This is a genomic window from Burkholderia sp. AU16741, from assembly GCF_002223345.1.
GTDB classification, from domain to species: Bacteria; Pseudomonadota; Gammaproteobacteria; order Burkholderiales; family Burkholderiaceae; genus Burkholderia; species Burkholderia sola.
Genome location: NZ_NKEZ01000011.1, coordinates 797,645 through 813,221, shown reverse-complemented (window position 1 = coordinate 813,221; position 15,577 = coordinate 797,645). Strand labels below are relative to the sequence as shown.

Genomic DNA, 15,577 nt, shown 5'->3' with positions numbered 1-15,577 from the left:
GGCTCCTTGCTTTCAGTACGTTGCGGAACCGATGTTCGGACAGGCAAAATGGGCTGTCCAATACAGCTTGATCAACAACTCATAATCCAGTGTTATGACCACGCCCTCGCTCAGGATTCGCCAGATCGAAGCGTTTCGCGCGGTGATGCAGCGCCATACCGTCACGCGCGCGGCGCGCGATCTGCATATCTCGCAGCCGGCCGTGAGCCGGCTGATCGCCGATCTCGAGGCGCGGATCGGCTTCGTGCTGTTCGAGCGGCAGCAGGGGCGCTTCACGCCGACCGCGCAAGCGCGCGTGTTGTACGAAGAGGTCGAACGCGCGTTCGTCGGCCTCGACCGCGTCGCGCAGGCCGCCGAACAGATCCGCGCGATGCGGCGCGGCACGCTGCGCGTGGCGGGTTCGCCGGCCGTCGCGCTCGACCTGCTGCCGGAAATCGTCACGCGTTTTTCGCTCGCGCATCCGGGCGTCGACATCACGCTGCTCGCGCACAGTGCGTCCACCGTCGTCGACAAGGTCGCGTCGGGGCAATGCGACGTCGGGCTGATCGCCGAACCCGTCCCGCATCCGGCCGTGCGCGGCGAGCGGCTCGCGGAAAGCGCGATGTGCTGCATCGTGCCGCGCGGGCATCGGCTTGCGCGCAAGCGCGTCGTGCACCCGGCCGACCTGCGCGACGAATCGTTCATCTCGTTTCCGCCGAGTTTCGAGGCGCGCAGCGCGATCGACCGCGTATTCGTCGAAGCCGGCGTGTCGCGCGTGCTGTCGATCGAGGCGCAGTTGTCGCGGACGATCGTCGCGTTCGTCGCGAACGGCGCCGGTGTCGCGCTGATCGATCCGGTGACGGCCGCGTACGCGGGCGAGCGTGTGGTCGTCAAGCCGTTCGAGCCGGCCGTGCCCGATCACTTCTACCTGGTGACGTCCGCGTCGCAGCCGCTGTCGATGATCGGCGATGCGTTTTGCGCGGATTTGCGCGATGCGTTCGCGAGGATGCGCGCGCCCGGTTCGACACGGGCAGCTTCGCCACTGCCCGTGCCGAAGCGCGGATGAAGTGCCGCCGGTCCTATTGCGCCGCGTCGCTCGTCGTCGCGCATCGGCGCAACCTTTCGCCGCGTGGGCGGGCTGTCATGGACTGGACCGGGGGCGTATTGAAGCCGTACCTCGATTAGCGGAGGAGTGGACCGGTTCGACGTACCGGCGGAGGCGATCGCTTTGCGTCACGCAAACTTGCCGAAATCCACGGCTTCCTTGCTGAATCTGCCGGTCGCGAGCAGCGCCCGCTCGATGTCCGCGACGATGGCCCGGTTGTTCACCGGCGCGGTGACACACCAGCCCCAGATATCGTCGTCGATTTCATAGTGGCCGCGATCGTACGTCCAATAGCTGAAATAGCGGTCCTGCGACAAGGCGACGTGCGGGTCGTCGAGGCCGTCCGGATGCGGGAGCCGGACGGCATGCAGCGCATCCCGGAGAATCCCGGCGAGATCTGGAAAATCGGCCGCGCGGTGGTCGTCGAGTATTTCGACCAGCAGATCGCTACCGTGATAAACAGGCCGAACCCGGAATCGAATCAGGTGCGTCATCGCGCGTTTTTCCGTTGCGAAAGTGCAGGGTGATCCATCCCGCCGCCGGTCGATTCCCGAACGAATGCCGAAATGGCTTCCACCACCCCGCTGGCCAAAGGAAGATCCGGGTTCGAGTACGCGGCAAGGTTTTCGTCCCGCGCGTCCGTGTGAACGGTTTTGAGCACGTGATTGGCATTCGCGACGATCGTCAGTCGGGCGCGTGGATTCGCGTCCTTCAACCGCTGCGCATCCTGCACGCCAACCTGAATATCCCGCGCACCCTGCACGATCAGGACCGGCTTCGTATAGCCGGTGAGAAGGGCCGCCGGGTCGATGGCCAGTTCGCTCATCAGGAACCGCTGAACCTGTGGCCTGAACAACGGCATCAGCGCGGGATCGATGCCGGCCGCGTCGACCGTCTTCCCGGCTTCGAGCGATTCGAGTATCGACATCGCGTTGCGCAGGACACCGGCATTCGCGGGGGTCGACTGCAGTTGCCGCGCCAATACCTGGCCGAGCGGCCGTCCCGGTGTGGCTACGAGGATCAGGCCGCCAATATCGGCCGTCTGCCGCGCCGCCGACAACGCGACCCATCCTCCTTCGCTATGTCCGAGCACCCATACGCGGCGCGCACCGGTCCGCGCCCGGATGGCGGCCACCCACGCGCGGACGTCCGCCGCGTAATCGTCGATCGTGACGTCGTCCGCATCCGCGATCGCCGACGCACTACCGTACATGCCGCGCTTGTCGATGCGAACCGACGCGATACCTTGACCGAGCAATCATTCAGCCAGCAAACGATAGATCGATGCCTGAATGCCGTAGGGATTGTTGCCGTTCCGGTCGGTCGGGCCCGATCCCGGCACGATCAGCACCACCGGGACATCGCCCGTCGCAGGAGACAACAGCGTGCCGCGCAGCGGGCCGGCAGGCCCCGGGGCTTCGATATCGGTTTGCATCATCCGTAAAGGGCTTTCCTGATTCGTACCGCGATGAACGACGGGGGCAGCCTCAACCGGCCCCACCTTGCGCCTCGCCCACCACCCACTCCGCAAACGCCCGCACCGGCGCCGCGCTCAATTCGATCGGCTCGGGCAGCACGAGGCAGAAATTTTTCGTCACCGCTTTGCCGTCGGGCCAGGGCGCGACCAGACGCCCCTGCTCGAGCTCGGCCCCGATGTAAAGGCGCGGCACCAGCGCGACGCCGAGGCCGGCCAGCGCGGCCTCGATCAGCATCGAATGCAGATCGTATCGCGGGCCGACCGCCGAATTGGTCAGCACGATGCCGGCCTCTTCCGCGTAGACCTGCCACGCATCCGGATTCTGCCGCCGATGAAGGCGCGGCAGCGCATCCAGCGACGGATTGGCGCCAGCGCCTTCGACAAGCGCCGGACTGCAAACGGGCACCAGCACCTCTTCCAGCAGCGGATGCAGATGCATGCCGGCCCAGGCCGGATGCGCGAAATGAATGGCCGCGTCGAAGCCGCTGCCGGCCAGCAGGAACGGCTCCATCCGTTCGGCGATGTGCACGGTGACGTTCGGATGGCGCGCCTGAAAGCGCTTCAGCCGCGGGATCAGCCAGCGGGTCGCGAAAGTCGGAATCGCGGCGATGTCGATGCTCGCGCCTTTGACGGGCTGCCCCATCAGATACAGGCTGTCCCGTTCCAGCCGATCCAGAATCTCGCGCACCTGTACCGCGTATCGCGTGCCGTTGGGCGCCAGCCGCACCCGGTTGCCGACGCGCTCGAACAGCGTCACGCCAAGGAACGCCTCGAGCCGGCCGATCTGCCGACTGACCGCGCCCTCGGTGCGCGCCAGTTCGTCGGCGGCGCGGGCGAAGCTGCCGTGCCGGGCCGCGGCCTCGAAGGCCAGGAGCGCGGAATTGCTCGGGATCTTGCGTCGCATCGGGGTCTCGCCGGTCGGAGCGCGTTCGACCCGCAGCTTGATCAAATATCACTGAAGGCTGACTTTAAGTCGATATCTACGCGGGAAACCGCAGATTAGCATTACGTCACTGCACTGAATATCCGTCAATCGACGCAGAGGACGAACCGATGATCTACACCGTGGAATGCAGCTTCGCCGACCCGGCCAGCGAAGCCGAATGGAACGATTTCTACAGCCTCGACAAGCTGCCGGCCCTCATCTCGGTGGCCGGTTTTCACACGTCGCAGCGTTTCAGGGCGATCAGCGACGGTTGCCCCGTGTATCTGGCCGTTCACACGATCGACGGCCTCGACGTGCTGACCGGCGATGACTATCGGCAGAAGGGCGGCGGCAATTTCGCGCGGTGGCAGCAACACATCACCGACTGGCACCGCAACCTCTATGGCGATATCGGTCGTGCGCCGGCGGTCAATGCCGACGAACTGCTCGCGCTGAGTGCCCGAGGGCCCGACTCGCTGATCGAACTCGGCCTCGAGCCGCTGGCCATGCAGGCCGTCGCACTGGAGCAGTGTCCGGCGCGCCGCTGGCTCGCGGTCCTGCCGCGCCGCGATGCGCCGCTGGCCGGGAGCGTGCCGGCCGGGCTTCACCTTTACGCACCGATGACCGAACAACTGACGAAGGCCGCCCGCGATGCCTAACGTGACGTTCCATATCGATGCGGAGCGCATGCCGCCCGACGCGCGCCTCGCCGAACTGTCCGGCGACTGCATCGAACTCTGTACGGATGTCCTTCAGGCGGAACCGACGAACGTCCACGTCATTTACGTGGCGGTTCGGCACGGCTGCGGGCACCCCGTTTTCGCGGAAATCCGGTATCGCGCGGCGTCGTCTCGCCCGCCCGCGGTCATGAACGCGTTCATGGAGGCGCTGGATCACGCGATCGTTCGCCGCACGGGGCTGACGGCGCGCATCCGTTGCTTCGGTCATGCCGCGCCGGACCTTCACGCCCGAAACTAGCCACTGCGGAGAAGCACGATGTCCAACGTTACGTTTCCCGGCCGGCGTGTCGGGGATTTCACGATCACCGCGATCAGCGACGGCTACCTCACGGCGAGCCTCGATTTCCTGTCGAATATCGACGCGACCGACGCGGCCGGGATGCAGCGTGCGGCCGGGCAGCAGGAGCCGTCCGCCGTGCATATCAACTGCTACGTGGTGCGCGGCGCGGGCCGCACGATTCTCATCGATGCCGGAGCCGGCGGTATCAAGGAATGGGGCGGCCGCCTGATGGACAATTTGCGGCTCGCCGGCATCGAGCCTGCCGCGATCGACGCCGTCCTGCTCACCCACGCGCATCCCGACCACGTCGGCGGGCTGGTGAATGCGGCCGGACACGTGGCGTTCCCGAATGCGGAGCTGGTCGCGCATCGACGCGAGGTCGAATTCTGGCGCGACGACGGCAACCTGAGCCGCGCCAGCGAACGCGCCCGCGGCAATTTCCGGATCGCGCGCCGGGCATTCGACGCTTACGGCGACGCGCTGCGGACCTTCGATGAAGGCGACGTGCTGCCCGGAATCGCAGCCATACCGCTACCGGGGCATACCGACGGACATACCGGCTATGTCCTCGAATCCGGCGATCAGGGCCTGCTCGTGTGGGGCGACATCGTGCATTTTCCGCATATCCAGATCAAGCGGCCGGACGTGTCGATTGCGTTCGATCAGGATGCGCCGCAGGCGGCGACCACGCGTTCGCGGCTGCTGGACCGGGTCAGCGCGGAAGGGCTGCTGATCGCCGGCATGCATCTGGGCGAACCGGGCTTCGCGCGCATCAGGCGAACGAACGGCGAATACGGCCTGTTTTACGAGACCGACGCGTGACCCGATGCCGGCGTTCCTGTACGTGGACGTCGAGGACACCGATTCCACCTATCGACGCACGCTCGCGGCGCAAGCTATCCCGCTGGAATCGCCTGCCGACATGCCGTACGGCGACCGGCGGGCGATGGTGAAGGGCGCGTGGGGAAACGTTTGGCAGATCGCCACGCACCAGCGCGACCTTTCGCCCGAAGCGATTCGCTCCAGGCCCGGCGACGGCCGGTAATCGCGCTGCTTTCGCGTTCCGCTGTCGCAATTGTCAAGATTCACGTCGCGTGCGGATAAAAGCCGCCCGTTCCCTGCGCCGTTAACCCGTACGCAGCCCCCGCGCCGCGTATTGCGTGACGGCGCGCGTCGTTCGTGTTCCGGAATTCACATCCGCCGCTGGCCATGCCCGGCCGGCTCAAGGGAACGTCATGCGAAAACAACTCACTATCCGTGGTGGCCTCGTCGCGACCATCGCCGGCTATACCGTGCTGCTCGTGCTGGTGGTCGGCGCCTGCATCGCGGCGCTTTACGTCGGCAACGGCTCGCTCGAGGCGATGTACCGCGACGATACCGCGTCGCTGCTGCATCTGAAGACCAGTTCCGAGCGGATGCTGGTGCTGCGCGAACGCATGAGCGACGTCGCGCAGATCATCAGCGCGGGCCAGCCCGCGAAAGAGGAAGTCGCGCAACTTCACACGCTGCTCAAGCAGAGCAACGACGAACTGGACGCGTACACGCGTCTGCATGCGCGCGACGCCGGCGAGCAGGCGCTGTTCGACACGCTGCAGAACCACCGTCGCGCGCTGCTCGACCGCGTGTTCCTGAAGGCGCTGTCGCAACTCGACGGCGACGACGCGTTCAACTTCCTCGACACGCAGCGCACCGCGCCGCCCGCATTGTTCGCCGCGTACCAGGCGGCGATCGACGCGCTCGAATCGTTCCAGGTCACGCGCCAGAAGGCGCGCTACGAGGCGGCCGGCGTCAATTTCCACCGGATCGTGTGGGGGATGGGGGCGGTCGCGGGGCTGGCGCTCGTCGTCGGGTTCCTGGCGCAGCGCGTGCTCGCGAAGGCGATCATCGAGCCGATCAATCTCGCGGTCGACCAGTTCGAGAAAATCTCGAAAGGCGACCTGACCGGCGCGGTCGTCGTCCCCGGCGAGAACGAGATGGCGTATCTGCTGAATGCGCTGAAGCGGATGCAGGACGGCCTCGTCGAAACCGTGAGCCAGGTGCGCGCGAGCACCGAGACGATCGTCGGCGACGTGCGCACGATCGCGAGCGGCAACGTCGACCTGTCCGCGCGTACCGAGCAGCAGGCCGTGTCGTTGCAGCAGGCGGCCGCGAGCGTCGAGCAACTGACGGCGGCCGTGCGCCAGAACGCGGACAACGCGCGCGATGCGCGCACGTACGTCGAGGGCGCGGCCGGCATCGCGTCGCGCGGCGGCGAAGCGATGCAGCGCGTCGTCGAGACGATGTCGGAAATTTCGACCAGCTCCACGCGCATCTCCGGCATCGTCGGCGTGATCGAGAGCATCGCGTTTCAGACGAACATCCTCGCGTTGAACGCCGCCGTCGAAGCCGCGCGCGCGGGCGAGCAGGGGCGCGGGTTCGCGGTCGTCGCGACCGAGGTGCGCGGGCTCGCGCAGCGCTGTGCCGCGGCGGCGAAGGAAATTCGCGAGCTGATCGGCCATTCCGCGCGAAGCGTGGAAGACGGCAGCGGGCTCGTCGCGCGGGCCGGCTCGGCGATGACCGAGCTCGTCGCGGCGGTCGAGCGCGTCAACGCGATCATGGGTGAAACCAGCCAGGCATTCGACGAACAGTCGTCGGGCATCGAGCAGGTGAATGCCGCGGTGATCCAGATGGAGCAGACGATGCAGCGCAATGCCGCGCTGGTCGAGGAGGCGGCGGCCGCGGCGCTGTCGCTCGACGAACAGGGCGCGCGGCTGAGCGCGGCGGTCGCGCAGTTCAGGCTGCACGAAGCGGCGCACGCGTGACGTGCGCGCTTATTGCGGTGCGTCCGGCAACGTGTAGTCGAAGCGGTATGCGTGCTGGCCGTGGTCGAGATCGATGCGCATCGTGCCGGAGAGGCCGACCAATTCGTCCGTGCCGGAATCGGGCACGACCGTGATCGACTGCGTCGGCTGCCCGCGCGTCATGGTGGAGCTGTGCTGCAGCACGAAGCTGCCCTTGCGTCCGCCGAGCACGCCTTTGACGGTTTCCATCGCGACGTAGCCGGCCGAACCCTGGATGCTGCTGCGAAACGCGAGCATTTCTCCCTGGCTGACGGCTTCGAGGTCGCCGTGAAAATGCTTGTCCAGCGACATGCGGCCGAGCCCGCTGCTTTCCGCAACGTGACTCAGCGGTTCCGGATTCAGCTTCACCTCGAATGGACCGCTGGCCTGCAGTTTCATGGTTGTTCTCCTCGTCGAATGGGCAACCGGCACTATAAGCCAACGCTGTCGACGGCAAGCCGATCGCATATACGCGACATGATCGTCCTGTTCGATTCGCGACGTCTCCCGCCCGCCGTGCCGCCGCACTCCGACAGGTTCCTCTACTCGTTGGCTTGACCTTGAAGTTGACTTGAAGCTTAGAGTGCTTGCCGACGACAGCGAATCGGGAGGCTTCCTATCTCGCCTGCCGCTGCTCGACCATCGACGGGAGACAACGAACATGGACAGGCGTTTTACACAGGTCGAATTCGGGCCGCATATGGTCGACGTGCCAGAGGGCGGGTACTACGACCGATTCCGGATGAATCCGGACCTGGACGCGGTGGCGCGCGATCCCGCCGCGGGGAACATCGATTTTTTCCGGCGGATTCCGAAGCGTCAGATGATGTCGCGAGTGGGGCCGACCTGGGCGCCGAACTTCTACTATCGTTCCAGCAGCATTCAACTGCTGTTTCTTGCGCCGCTCGAACGCCTGCGCACCATGCTGCCGGTTCCGCTCGAACCGCTGCGGGCATTGCCCGGATACGGGCTCGTCGCATTGACGTTCTTTTCGTACGCGGTGTGCGACAACGATCCGTATGACGAAGTATCGGTCGCGGTGGTGATCCGCCGGCCCGGCGCGAAAGGCTCGCACGCGCTCGAGCTGATCGACTCGATGCGGCGTCGAAGTTTCTTCGCGCACGTGCTGGCGCTGCCGGTCACGACGGAAATCGCGCGGGTGCGCGGCGTGCACGGCTACCAACTGCCCAAGTGGCTTGCGGATATCGACGTGAACATCGGCGCCACGGCGCGCGCGGGTATCGCGGGCCCGGGCGGGCGGCCGGATCTGAGCCTGAGCGTGCCGCTGCCCGCGCTGACCAGCGTGCCGTCGCAATCGCACATGGGCACGACGACGATGGTCAACCGCATCGACGGCGCGTGGCATCAGGCGTCGGTGCAGACCAACATGCTGTCGTTCGCGCAGCGCCTGTTGCCGCGCAACGTCGAGCTCGTGCGGCACGGTGGGCCGCTCAGCCAGTTGCTCGACGGGCTCGGCGCATCCACAATCATGCGTCTCGACGTGGTCAAGGATGCGCAACTGGTGCTGAATCTGCCCACGCCCTTGACGGCCTTCGATGAACCCGGAAAGCCACGCTAACGATACGGATGCGTGCGACGTGCGCGCACCGAAGGAGTCGTCCATGCCCCAACCGACCTACGATCTCGTCGTATTCGGCGCCACCAGTTTCGTCGGGCAGATCCTGGCCCGCTATCTGTCCGATTATCTGGCGGACGCCGGTGCGGGCGAGACGCTGCGCTGGGCGATCGCAGGCCGATCCGATGCGAAGCTCAGGCAGGTCAGGGATGCGCTCGGCGCGGCCGGGCAACAGGTGCCGATCATCGTCGCCGACGCGGCCGACGAAACCCAGCTTCGGGCGCTGTGCGCGCAAACGCGGGTGGTCGTATCCACCGTCGGCCCTTACGCGCTATACGGCGAGCCGCTGGTCCGCGTCTGCGCGCAGACCGGCACCGACTACTGCGATCTCACCGGCGAGACGCAATGGATCAAACGGATGATCGACAAGTACGAGCCCGCGGCCCGGCAATCGGGCGCGCGCCTCGTGCATTGCTGCGGCTTCGATTCGGTGCCGTCCGACATGGGCGTTTTCTTCCTGCAACAACAGGCGCGGCAGCAGTGGGGCGTGCCGGCCGCTCGCGTGAAGATGCGCGTGAAAACGCTGAAGGGCGGTGCGTCGGGCGGCACCGTGGCCAGCGTGATCAACCTGGTGCGCGAAGCGGCGGCCGATCCCGCATTGCGCAGGGAGCTGCTCGATCCTTATTCGTTGTGCCCGCAACGGCATGGCTTCACGGTGCGGCAGCATGCGGTTCGATCGGCCGAATTCGATCGCGACTGCCAAGCGTGGATCGCGCCGTTCGTGATGGCGGCGATCAACGAGCGCGTCGTGCACCGCTCCAATGCGCTGGCGGGCAACGCGTACGGCAGCCGCTTTACCTATGACGAAGCCGTGATGACCGGCGCGGGCCTGAAGGGGCGCTTGGCCGCGCTGACGATGGTGGCGGGCCTCGGTGCGTTCATGATGGGTGTCCTCATCGCGCCGGTGCGCGGCCTGATGGAGCGCTTCCTGCTGCCGAAGCCCGGCGAAGGCCCGAGCGTCGAAGCCCAGCAGGCTGGCCGCTACGATTTGCGCTTCTTCGGCCGCGCCGACGACGGCCGAACCTTGCGCGTGAAAGTCACCGGCGATCGCGATCCGGGCTATGGCTCCACCGGCAAGATGCTCGGCCAGGCCGCGATCGGTCTCGCGATCGATTGCAGTCGCGACGGCGTGAAGACCGGGCGCGGCGGCGGGTTCTGGACGCCCGCGACGATGTTCGACGAACGCTACATCGAACGCCTGGTTCGCCATGCCGGGTTGCGCTTCGAGGTGGTTTGAACGTCGTCCCCGCCGGCGATTCGAGTCCGGCGAAGTGCCATGCTTGCGCCGGCAATACGCACGCGGGCGCTACCGCTACATCCGACTGCGTTTGCCCGCGCCCGTGCGGGCAGCCGTCTCGTCCAGAATCGTCGCGGCGAATTCGACGGCGGCCGGCATTCGCGCGTCGTGCATCATCACGAACTCCATCTCCGGCAGTTCGGGCAAACCTTCGGGCGACCCCAATTCGCGAAGCGTGTCGTCGATCACGCTACGCGGCACCGGTGCGATCGCGATGCCGGCTCGTGCGAAGGCGCGGATGCCGGTCACGCTGGGGCTTTCGCACGCGATCCGGTAGCGCATGCCGGCCCGCGCGAGCGCCGTGATGGCGGCGCCCCGGTATGGGCACGGATCGGGGAAACACGCGAGCGGCACGTCGCCTTCCGGAAGCGGCTCGTGGCGCGCGAACGCCCAGGCGAGCGGCTCTTGCCACAACGTCGCGCCGTGGCCCGCGTGGGAGCATCGGCTGCCGATCACGACATCGAATTCGCCGTTGGCGTGCCGGCGAAACAGGCTGTCGCCGATGTCGACGACCAGATCCAGCCGCAGCCCGCGCCGCGCGGCGCCATGGCGGCGCATCAGGTCCGGCAGCCAGCCGCCTGCAAAGTCCTCCGACACGCCGATCCGCAGCTTGACGTCGGTGGCGTCACCCGTTCCCAGCCTGGCGCGCGCTTCCTCGCTCAGATTGAGCATCGCGCGTGCGTAGCCGAGCAGCGTCTCGCCATGCCCGGTGAGCGTGACGCTACGCGTGTTGCGCACGAGCAGTGCGTGGCCGACCTGTTCCTCGAGACGCAGGATCTGCGCGCTGACCGCGGACTGGCTGAGGTTCAGCCGACGCCCGGCGCCGGTGAAGCTGCGCACGTCGGCAACCGCAACGAAGGTATGAAGCAGCGCCGTGTCGAGGGGAGTATTCATCCATCACCAATTCAGGTTAATTCGATCAATTAATATCGTTTCCGGATTATAGGCCGACCCGATAGGCTTGGAAGCGAAGTGGGCGAGCGCGCATCCCGCGCGCCGTCGTCACTCTTGGCAAGGACTGGCGCGATGACACGCGTGCTCTATATCGAAGGCTCACCCAACAAGGGCTATTCGGCGTCGATCGAGGTGTGCAATGCATTTCTCGACGCGTACCGGCAGGCTCATCCCGATCACGAGATCCGGAAGATCGATATCTGGGATCTGCCGATGCCCGAATTCGACGCCGCGGCGCTGGCCGCGAAATATGCCGGATTGAGCGGCACGGCATTGACGCCGGAGCAGGCGGCGGCGTGGCAGCAGATCGAGCGGCTCGCGGCGCCGTTCCACGAAGCGGACAAATTCCTGTTCGGCGTGCCGCTGTGGAATTTCAGCATTCCGTACAAGCTCAAGCACCTGATCGACGTGATTTCGCAGAAGGACGTGTTGTTCACGTTCGACGGAACGGGGTTCGCCGGCAAGCTGGCCGGGAAAAAGGCGGCAGTGGTCTACGCACGCGGTCTCGCCTATCAGTCGCCGGGGTCGTTTACGCCGGCCGCCGAATTCGATCTGCAGCGCCCTTACATGGAAACGTGGCTCAAGTTCGTGGGCGTGACGGACATCACGGGGATCGTCGTCGAGCGCACGTTGTTCGGCCCGGACGGGAAGGCCGACCGGAGCCGGGCGCTCGACGAAGCACGGGCGATCGCACCGACGTTCTGACGTTGCCGGCGCCGGCGTCCGGCGCCGCCGCGCATCCGGCGCGGGTCGCGTGTCAGCGCCCGCCGCGTGCGATGGCGAGCGCGACGCCGAAGCCCACCAGCAGGCATCCGAACGTGCGATCGATCCGGTGCCGCAGCGACAGCAGGCGATCGCGGACCGCCGTGGCCGAGAAACAGATCGCCACGAGGCTGAACCAGCCGGCATGGGCGGCCGCGATGAAGGCGCCGTAGCCGATCTGCACGGTCAACGGCGTGTCGGGCCGCACTGCCTGCATGAACAGGCTGACGATGAACACCGTGGTTTTGGGGTTCAGCGCATTGGTCAGGAAGCCCGTGCGCAGCGCCGCGAGATCGGACAGCGGCGTCACGCTGGCGTCGTTTTGCGCGTTGCCGGCTTTCGTCGTGAGCATCTTTGCGCCGAGGTAGATCAGGTAGATCGCGCCGATCAGCTTGACGGCATTGAATAGCCACGGCGACTGACGGATCAGGAGCCCGACGCCCAGCAGCGTGTAGCTCACGTGGACCGTTACGCCGAGCCCGATCCCGCATGCGGTGAGCACACCGGAACGACGCGACAGCATCAGGCTGTTGCGCGTGACCATCGCGAAGTCCGGCCCCGGGCTGACGACGGCGAGCAGCGTAATGGTGACTACGACTATCAGTTCGGTCATGGCGTTGTTCCTGGCACGGATATGTTGATGGCACAATCCTATCGATCGTGCTTCATCAGGAAAAACGATGATTTCTGACCAGAATGGTGAGTCTGAATCACAATTGATTCGGGCGAACCTGCCGTCGCTGATGGCGCTGCGCTGTTTCGACGCGGCGGCGCGTCACGAGAATTTCAGTCGCGCGGCCGACGAGCTGTGCCTGACCCATGGCGCGGTCAGCCGCGCGGTGCGCTTGCTCGAGGACGATCTGGGCGTGGCGCTGTTCGAGCGGCGCAGCCGGCGCGTGTTCCTGACCGATGCGGGCCGCACGCTCGCTCGGGCTGTCCATGACGGTCTGGGCCTGATGCGTCACGCCGCCCACGCGTTGCGCAGCGAAGCCGCCCGTGCGCGGCGTTCGGTGCTGTCGTGCGAGCCGACGCTCCTGATGCGCTGGCTGATCCCGCGCTGGCCGGATTTCCAGGCGCGGCATGCGGGCGTCGACATCCATCTGGCCGCCGCGGGCGGGCCGTTCTCGTTCGACAGCGGGGTCGACATGGCGATTCGTCGCAACGATTTCGCGTGGCAGGCGGGATGTCACGCCGAGCATCTGTTCGCCGAACGGGTGGGGCCGGTTTGCCGGCCGGACAAGGTCGGTGCGTGGTTTGCGTCGCGTCGCGGCGGCCGCACGTTGAAGCCCGACGCCGCGCTGCTGCATACGCGGACCCGGCCGGACGCATGGAACACGTGGGCGGGGGCGGCGAATCAGCCGGCCGCGCGCGGGCGCGGGCAGAAGTTCGATCATTTCTATTTCAGTCTGCAAGCAGCCGTCGCGGGGCTCGGCGTGGCGATCGGGCCGTGGCATCTGGTGCGCGACGACATCGAAAGCGGTGTGCTGGTTGCGCCGATGGGGTTCGTCGAGGATGGATCGGATTACTACCTGTTGACGCCGGCGCCGGTGGTGGACGGGAGTGCGCAGGCGGCGCTGCTGGAGTGGTTGAGGGGGAGGGTTTGACGGGACCGGTACTTCGTCGACGCGCGCTGTCGATATCGACGTCCAAGACAATATCGTCGCTTATTGGGCAGGCGAAACCTCGAAACGAAATAACGAATGAATGCATCATGCCGATGCTTGCTCGCGCCAGCCTGCGAACGCAAAATGCGTCGATCGAGACACGTTCGCAAGCCCGTCCTTCGCGTGAACGGGCCTTGGCCCGGTGCTGCATAGGGCGCAGGATGTCGATCGGCTTTTATCGAAATGATGTGCTCCGGCGCACGCGCGTCGCTAAAAGAAAGCCGATGCGCGCTTTATCGCCGCAACGAATCGGCGCCGGCGAAGGCGCCGTCATTCTTCATCTTTTTGATACGGTTTTTAACGATGCAGGCGCAAACCTGGGCGACGTCAGGCTGCAGCGACTATTTTCCCGTCGCGTTTAATTCCGCATCCTTTACCCGAAGATCCACGACGAGGCGAAGCCATGCAACTTCAAACCGGTAATTTATTCAGCGTCGAAGGGCGGCGCGGGGGCGACGAGCGAATCGACATGCTCGTCGCGGGTTCGCGCGTGAACGTCGAGCGAATCGTATCGATGGGGCATGCGAGCCCTGCGGGGTTCTGGTATGACGACCCGCGGGCCGAATGGGTCGTGCTGCTATCAGGCGCGGCCGTGCTCGAATTCGAAGAGGATGCGACGCGGCTCGATATGCGCGCCGGCGATTACGTGCTGATCGAGCCGCATTGCCGTCATCGTGTCGCGTGGACGCATGACGAATTGCAAAGCGTGTGGCTTGCGATCTATTACGAACGCTGAAGAAAGGGTTGGCGTGCGGCAGGATCGATGGACGGACCCGTGCGCGACACGCCGATCGGGCAAAACCTCGTCAACCGGAGCGGCCATGGAATACCGCCGGTATCGATGCCTTCAATGCGTCAATCAATGCCCCGAATGGCCGGACAGCGCGTTGAATCGCGCGCCGGCCCAAGCGGGAAATCTTATTCCTGGATCAGGAATCGATTGCGATTCTTCGCGTCCTTGATCCATGCGGGTGCGCGACCGCGGCCCGACCAGGTGGCCCCGGTCTTCGGATCGCGGTATTTGGCCTGCACGGGGGCGCCCGCCTGTTTGGCCGGCCGACCGCGGCGCGTACCGAAAATGTCCTTTTCGGTAATGCCGTATTCCGCGACTTTGGTGCGGATGTCGTCGACGATCGCCTGGAATTCAGCGGCGCGCGCTGCTTCGGCTTTCTCGGCCAAAGCATCCATTTGGGCTTTCAGTTCCTTGTAAGTTGCCATATATCACTCTTCAGGTTGTGTCCATACATGATAGCGGTTTCAACCGAAAATGACGAAGAAAATTGCTTCGACTACGAATTCCATTGTCGATATCGCAACGAATGACTGCTTCGAACACCTGAGAAGTGGCTTGGCAGGATCGTTTGTGTCCGATCTTCTCGTGCGAGACAAGCTTCGGAGACTCAATTATTCTTTATCTTTTTTCAGAGGGATCGGGGAATTCACTGATGAACAGGGATGAAAAGCTGAAACAAGTCGCAGCCGAATTCGGATTCGATCCGGACGAAACGATTAGGATCGGCGGAAAGTACACGCCCGTGCTGGTCGACGGAACGACGGCGTACGTCGCCGGCCAGGTTCCGCGAATCGGGGAAGTCGTGCATTTCGTCGGCATCGTGGGCGAATCCGTTTCGCTGGAAGACGGCCGCCGCGCGGCCGGCATTTCCGCGCTGCGTGCGCTGGCGCTGATCCGCAAGCAGTGCGGCACGCTCGATGCGATCGCAACGGTCCCGCGCATGACCGTGTACGTGCGAAGCGCGCCCGGCTTCACGATGCAAAGCGAAGTGGCCGACGGCGCGTCGGACGTGTTGGTCGCGGTGCTCGGCGACGCCGGCGTCCATACGCGTTCGTCGGTCGGCGTGCTGCAATTGCCGAAGGGCGCGTCGGTCGAAGCCGATTTCATTTTCGGGTTGAATCGCGGGGGCGCCACCGGTTGATTCGG

21 protein-coding genes are annotated in these 15,577 nt (G+C 65.5%); 13 read left to right on the top strand and 8 right to left on the bottom strand.

From position 1 onward, the window contains the following. The first annotated feature begins 94 nt into the window (after positions 1-94). Positions 95-1,045 (top strand): LysR substrate-binding domain-containing protein, encoded by a 951-nt coding sequence (locus CFB89_RS32730; protein WP_089471569.1) that lies wholly within the window; start codon positions 95-97, stop codon positions 1,043-1,045. Positions 1,046-1,212: 167 nt separating this feature from the next. Here CFB89_RS32730 and CFB89_RS32725 read toward each other — a convergent pair whose 3' ends face one another. From CFB89_RS32725 to CFB89_RS32715, 4 genes are read right to left on the bottom strand one after another with little or no spacing between them, the layout of a single operon-like run. After that, the gene (locus CFB89_RS32725; RefSeq protein WP_089471568.1) at positions 1,213-1,578 is read right to left on the bottom strand and encodes a hypothetical protein; all 366 of its coding nucleotides are present in this window, start codon (positions 1,576-1,578) and stop codon (positions 1,213-1,215) included. Next, positions 1,575-2,342: an alpha/beta hydrolase gene (locus CFB89_RS32720; RefSeq protein WP_256979831.1), complete on the bottom strand. Its 768-nt coding sequence runs from the start codon at positions 2,340-2,342 to the stop codon at positions 1,575-1,577. Before CFB89_RS32720 ends, CFB89_RS32725 begins: the two co-directional genes overlap by 4 nt. Next, positions 2,343-2,522, bottom strand: coding sequence for a hypothetical protein (locus tag CFB89_RS35600; RefSeq protein ID WP_256979830.1), 180 nt, complete (start codon positions 2,520-2,522; stop codon positions 2,343-2,345). A gap of 49 nt (positions 2,523-2,571) precedes the next feature. Next, a complete protein-coding gene (locus CFB89_RS32715) occupies positions 2,572-3,465 on the bottom strand; it encodes a LysR substrate-binding domain-containing protein (protein ID WP_089471738.1) in 894 nt (297 codons plus the stop codon). Between the two features lie 149 nt (positions 3,466-3,614). Between CFB89_RS32715 and CFB89_RS32710 the strand changes: the two genes are divergently transcribed. The 5 genes from CFB89_RS32710 to CFB89_RS32690 all read left to right on the top strand — a co-directional run bounded on the left by CFB89_RS32710 (position 3,615) and on the right by CFB89_RS32690 (position 7,307). After that, positions 3,615-4,145, top strand: a complete 531-nt coding sequence (locus tag CFB89_RS32710; protein ID WP_089471567.1) for a sugar ABC transporter — start codon at positions 3,615-3,617, stop codon at positions 4,143-4,145. Beyond that, positions 4,138-4,464, top strand: coding sequence for a hypothetical protein (locus CFB89_RS32705; RefSeq protein ID WP_089471566.1), 327 nt, complete (start codon positions 4,138-4,140; stop codon positions 4,462-4,464). The genes CFB89_RS32710 and CFB89_RS32705 overlap by 8 nt, the downstream gene beginning before the upstream one ends. 18 nt (positions 4,465-4,482) lie before the next feature. Next, a complete protein-coding gene (locus CFB89_RS32700; RefSeq protein WP_089471565.1) occupies positions 4,483-5,328 on the top strand; it encodes an MBL fold metallo-hydrolase in 846 nt (281 codons plus the stop codon). A gap of 4 nt (positions 5,329-5,332) precedes the next feature. Further along, complete coding sequence (locus CFB89_RS32695; RefSeq protein WP_089471564.1) at positions 5,333-5,551, top strand: glyoxalase; 219 nt, start codon at positions 5,333-5,335, stop codon at positions 5,549-5,551. A 190-nt stretch (positions 5,552-5,741) separates the two neighbouring features. Next, positions 5,742-7,307, top strand: coding sequence for a methyl-accepting chemotaxis protein (locus CFB89_RS32690; RefSeq protein ID WP_089471563.1), 1,566 nt, complete (start codon positions 5,742-5,744; stop codon positions 7,305-7,307). Positions 7,308-7,316: 9 nt separating this feature from the next. On the opposite strand, the gene CFB89_RS32685 is transcribed toward CFB89_RS32690, so the two are convergent. Further along, positions 7,317-7,724 (bottom strand): DUF3224 domain-containing protein, encoded by a 408-nt coding sequence (locus CFB89_RS32685; protein ID WP_089471562.1) that lies wholly within the window; start codon positions 7,722-7,724, stop codon positions 7,317-7,319. A gap of 262 nt (positions 7,725-7,986) precedes the next feature. Between CFB89_RS32685 and CFB89_RS32680 the strand changes: the two genes are divergently transcribed. After that, entirely contained in the window at positions 7,987-8,904 is a 918-nt protein-coding gene (locus tag CFB89_RS32680; RefSeq protein ID WP_089471561.1) for an acetoacetate decarboxylase family protein, read from the top strand. A gap of 43 nt (positions 8,905-8,947) precedes the next feature. Continuing rightward, the gene (locus tag CFB89_RS32675) at positions 8,948-10,198 is read left to right on the top strand and encodes a trans-acting enoyl reductase family protein (RefSeq protein WP_089471560.1); all 1,251 of its coding nucleotides are present in this window, start codon (positions 8,948-8,950) and stop codon (positions 10,196-10,198) included. A gap of 75 nt (positions 10,199-10,273) precedes the next feature. Here the strand turns inward: CFB89_RS32675 and CFB89_RS32670 are convergent, their stop codons facing one another. Then, a complete protein-coding gene (locus CFB89_RS32670) occupies positions 10,274-11,152 on the bottom strand; it encodes a LysR substrate-binding domain-containing protein (RefSeq protein WP_089471559.1) in 879 nt (292 codons plus the stop codon). 132 nt (positions 11,153-11,284) lie between these two features. Here CFB89_RS32670 and CFB89_RS32665 point away from each other — a divergent pair, with 132 nt between their 5' ends. After that, the gene (locus CFB89_RS32665; RefSeq protein ID WP_089471558.1) at positions 11,285-11,917 is read left to right on the top strand and encodes an FMN-dependent NADH-azoreductase; all 633 of its coding nucleotides are present in this window, start codon (positions 11,285-11,287) and stop codon (positions 11,915-11,917) included. Positions 11,918-11,969: 52 nt separating this feature from the next. Here CFB89_RS32665 and CFB89_RS32660 read toward each other — a convergent pair whose 3' ends face one another. Next, entirely contained in the window at positions 11,970-12,587 is a 618-nt protein-coding gene (locus CFB89_RS32660) for a LysE family translocator (protein ID WP_089471557.1), read from the bottom strand. A 67-nt stretch (positions 12,588-12,654) separates the two neighbouring features. Here CFB89_RS32660 and CFB89_RS32655 point away from each other — a divergent pair, with 67 nt between their 5' ends. From CFB89_RS32655 to CFB89_RS32650, 3 genes are all read left to right on the top strand, one after another. Continuing rightward, positions 12,655-13,578 carry a LysR family transcriptional regulator gene (locus tag CFB89_RS32655; protein WP_089471556.1) on the top strand — a complete coding sequence of 308 codons (924 nt, stop codon included), beginning with the start codon at positions 12,655-12,657 and terminating at the stop codon, positions 13,576-13,578. 107 nt (positions 13,579-13,685) lie between these two features. Beyond that, positions 13,686-14,000 (top strand): hypothetical protein, encoded by a 315-nt coding sequence (locus CFB89_RS34660; protein ID WP_144030187.1) that lies wholly within the window; start codon positions 13,686-13,688, stop codon positions 13,998-14,000. Between the two features lie 41 nt (positions 14,001-14,041). Further along, entirely contained in the window at positions 14,042-14,374 is a 333-nt protein-coding gene (locus CFB89_RS32650; RefSeq protein WP_089471555.1) for a cupin domain-containing protein, read from the top strand. A gap of 182 nt (positions 14,375-14,556) precedes the next feature. On the opposite strand, the gene CFB89_RS32645 is transcribed toward CFB89_RS32650, so the two are convergent. Further along, positions 14,557-14,856, bottom strand: coding sequence for an H-NS family nucleoid-associated regulatory protein (locus tag CFB89_RS32645; RefSeq protein WP_050013598.1), 300 nt, complete (start codon positions 14,854-14,856; stop codon positions 14,557-14,559). Between the two features lie 227 nt (positions 14,857-15,083). Between CFB89_RS32645 and CFB89_RS32640 the strand changes: the two genes are divergently transcribed. Beyond that, positions 15,084-15,572, top strand: coding sequence for a RidA family protein (locus CFB89_RS32640; RefSeq protein WP_089471554.1), 489 nt, complete (start codon positions 15,084-15,086; stop codon positions 15,570-15,572). The last annotated feature ends 5 nt before the right edge of the window (positions 15,573-15,577 follow it).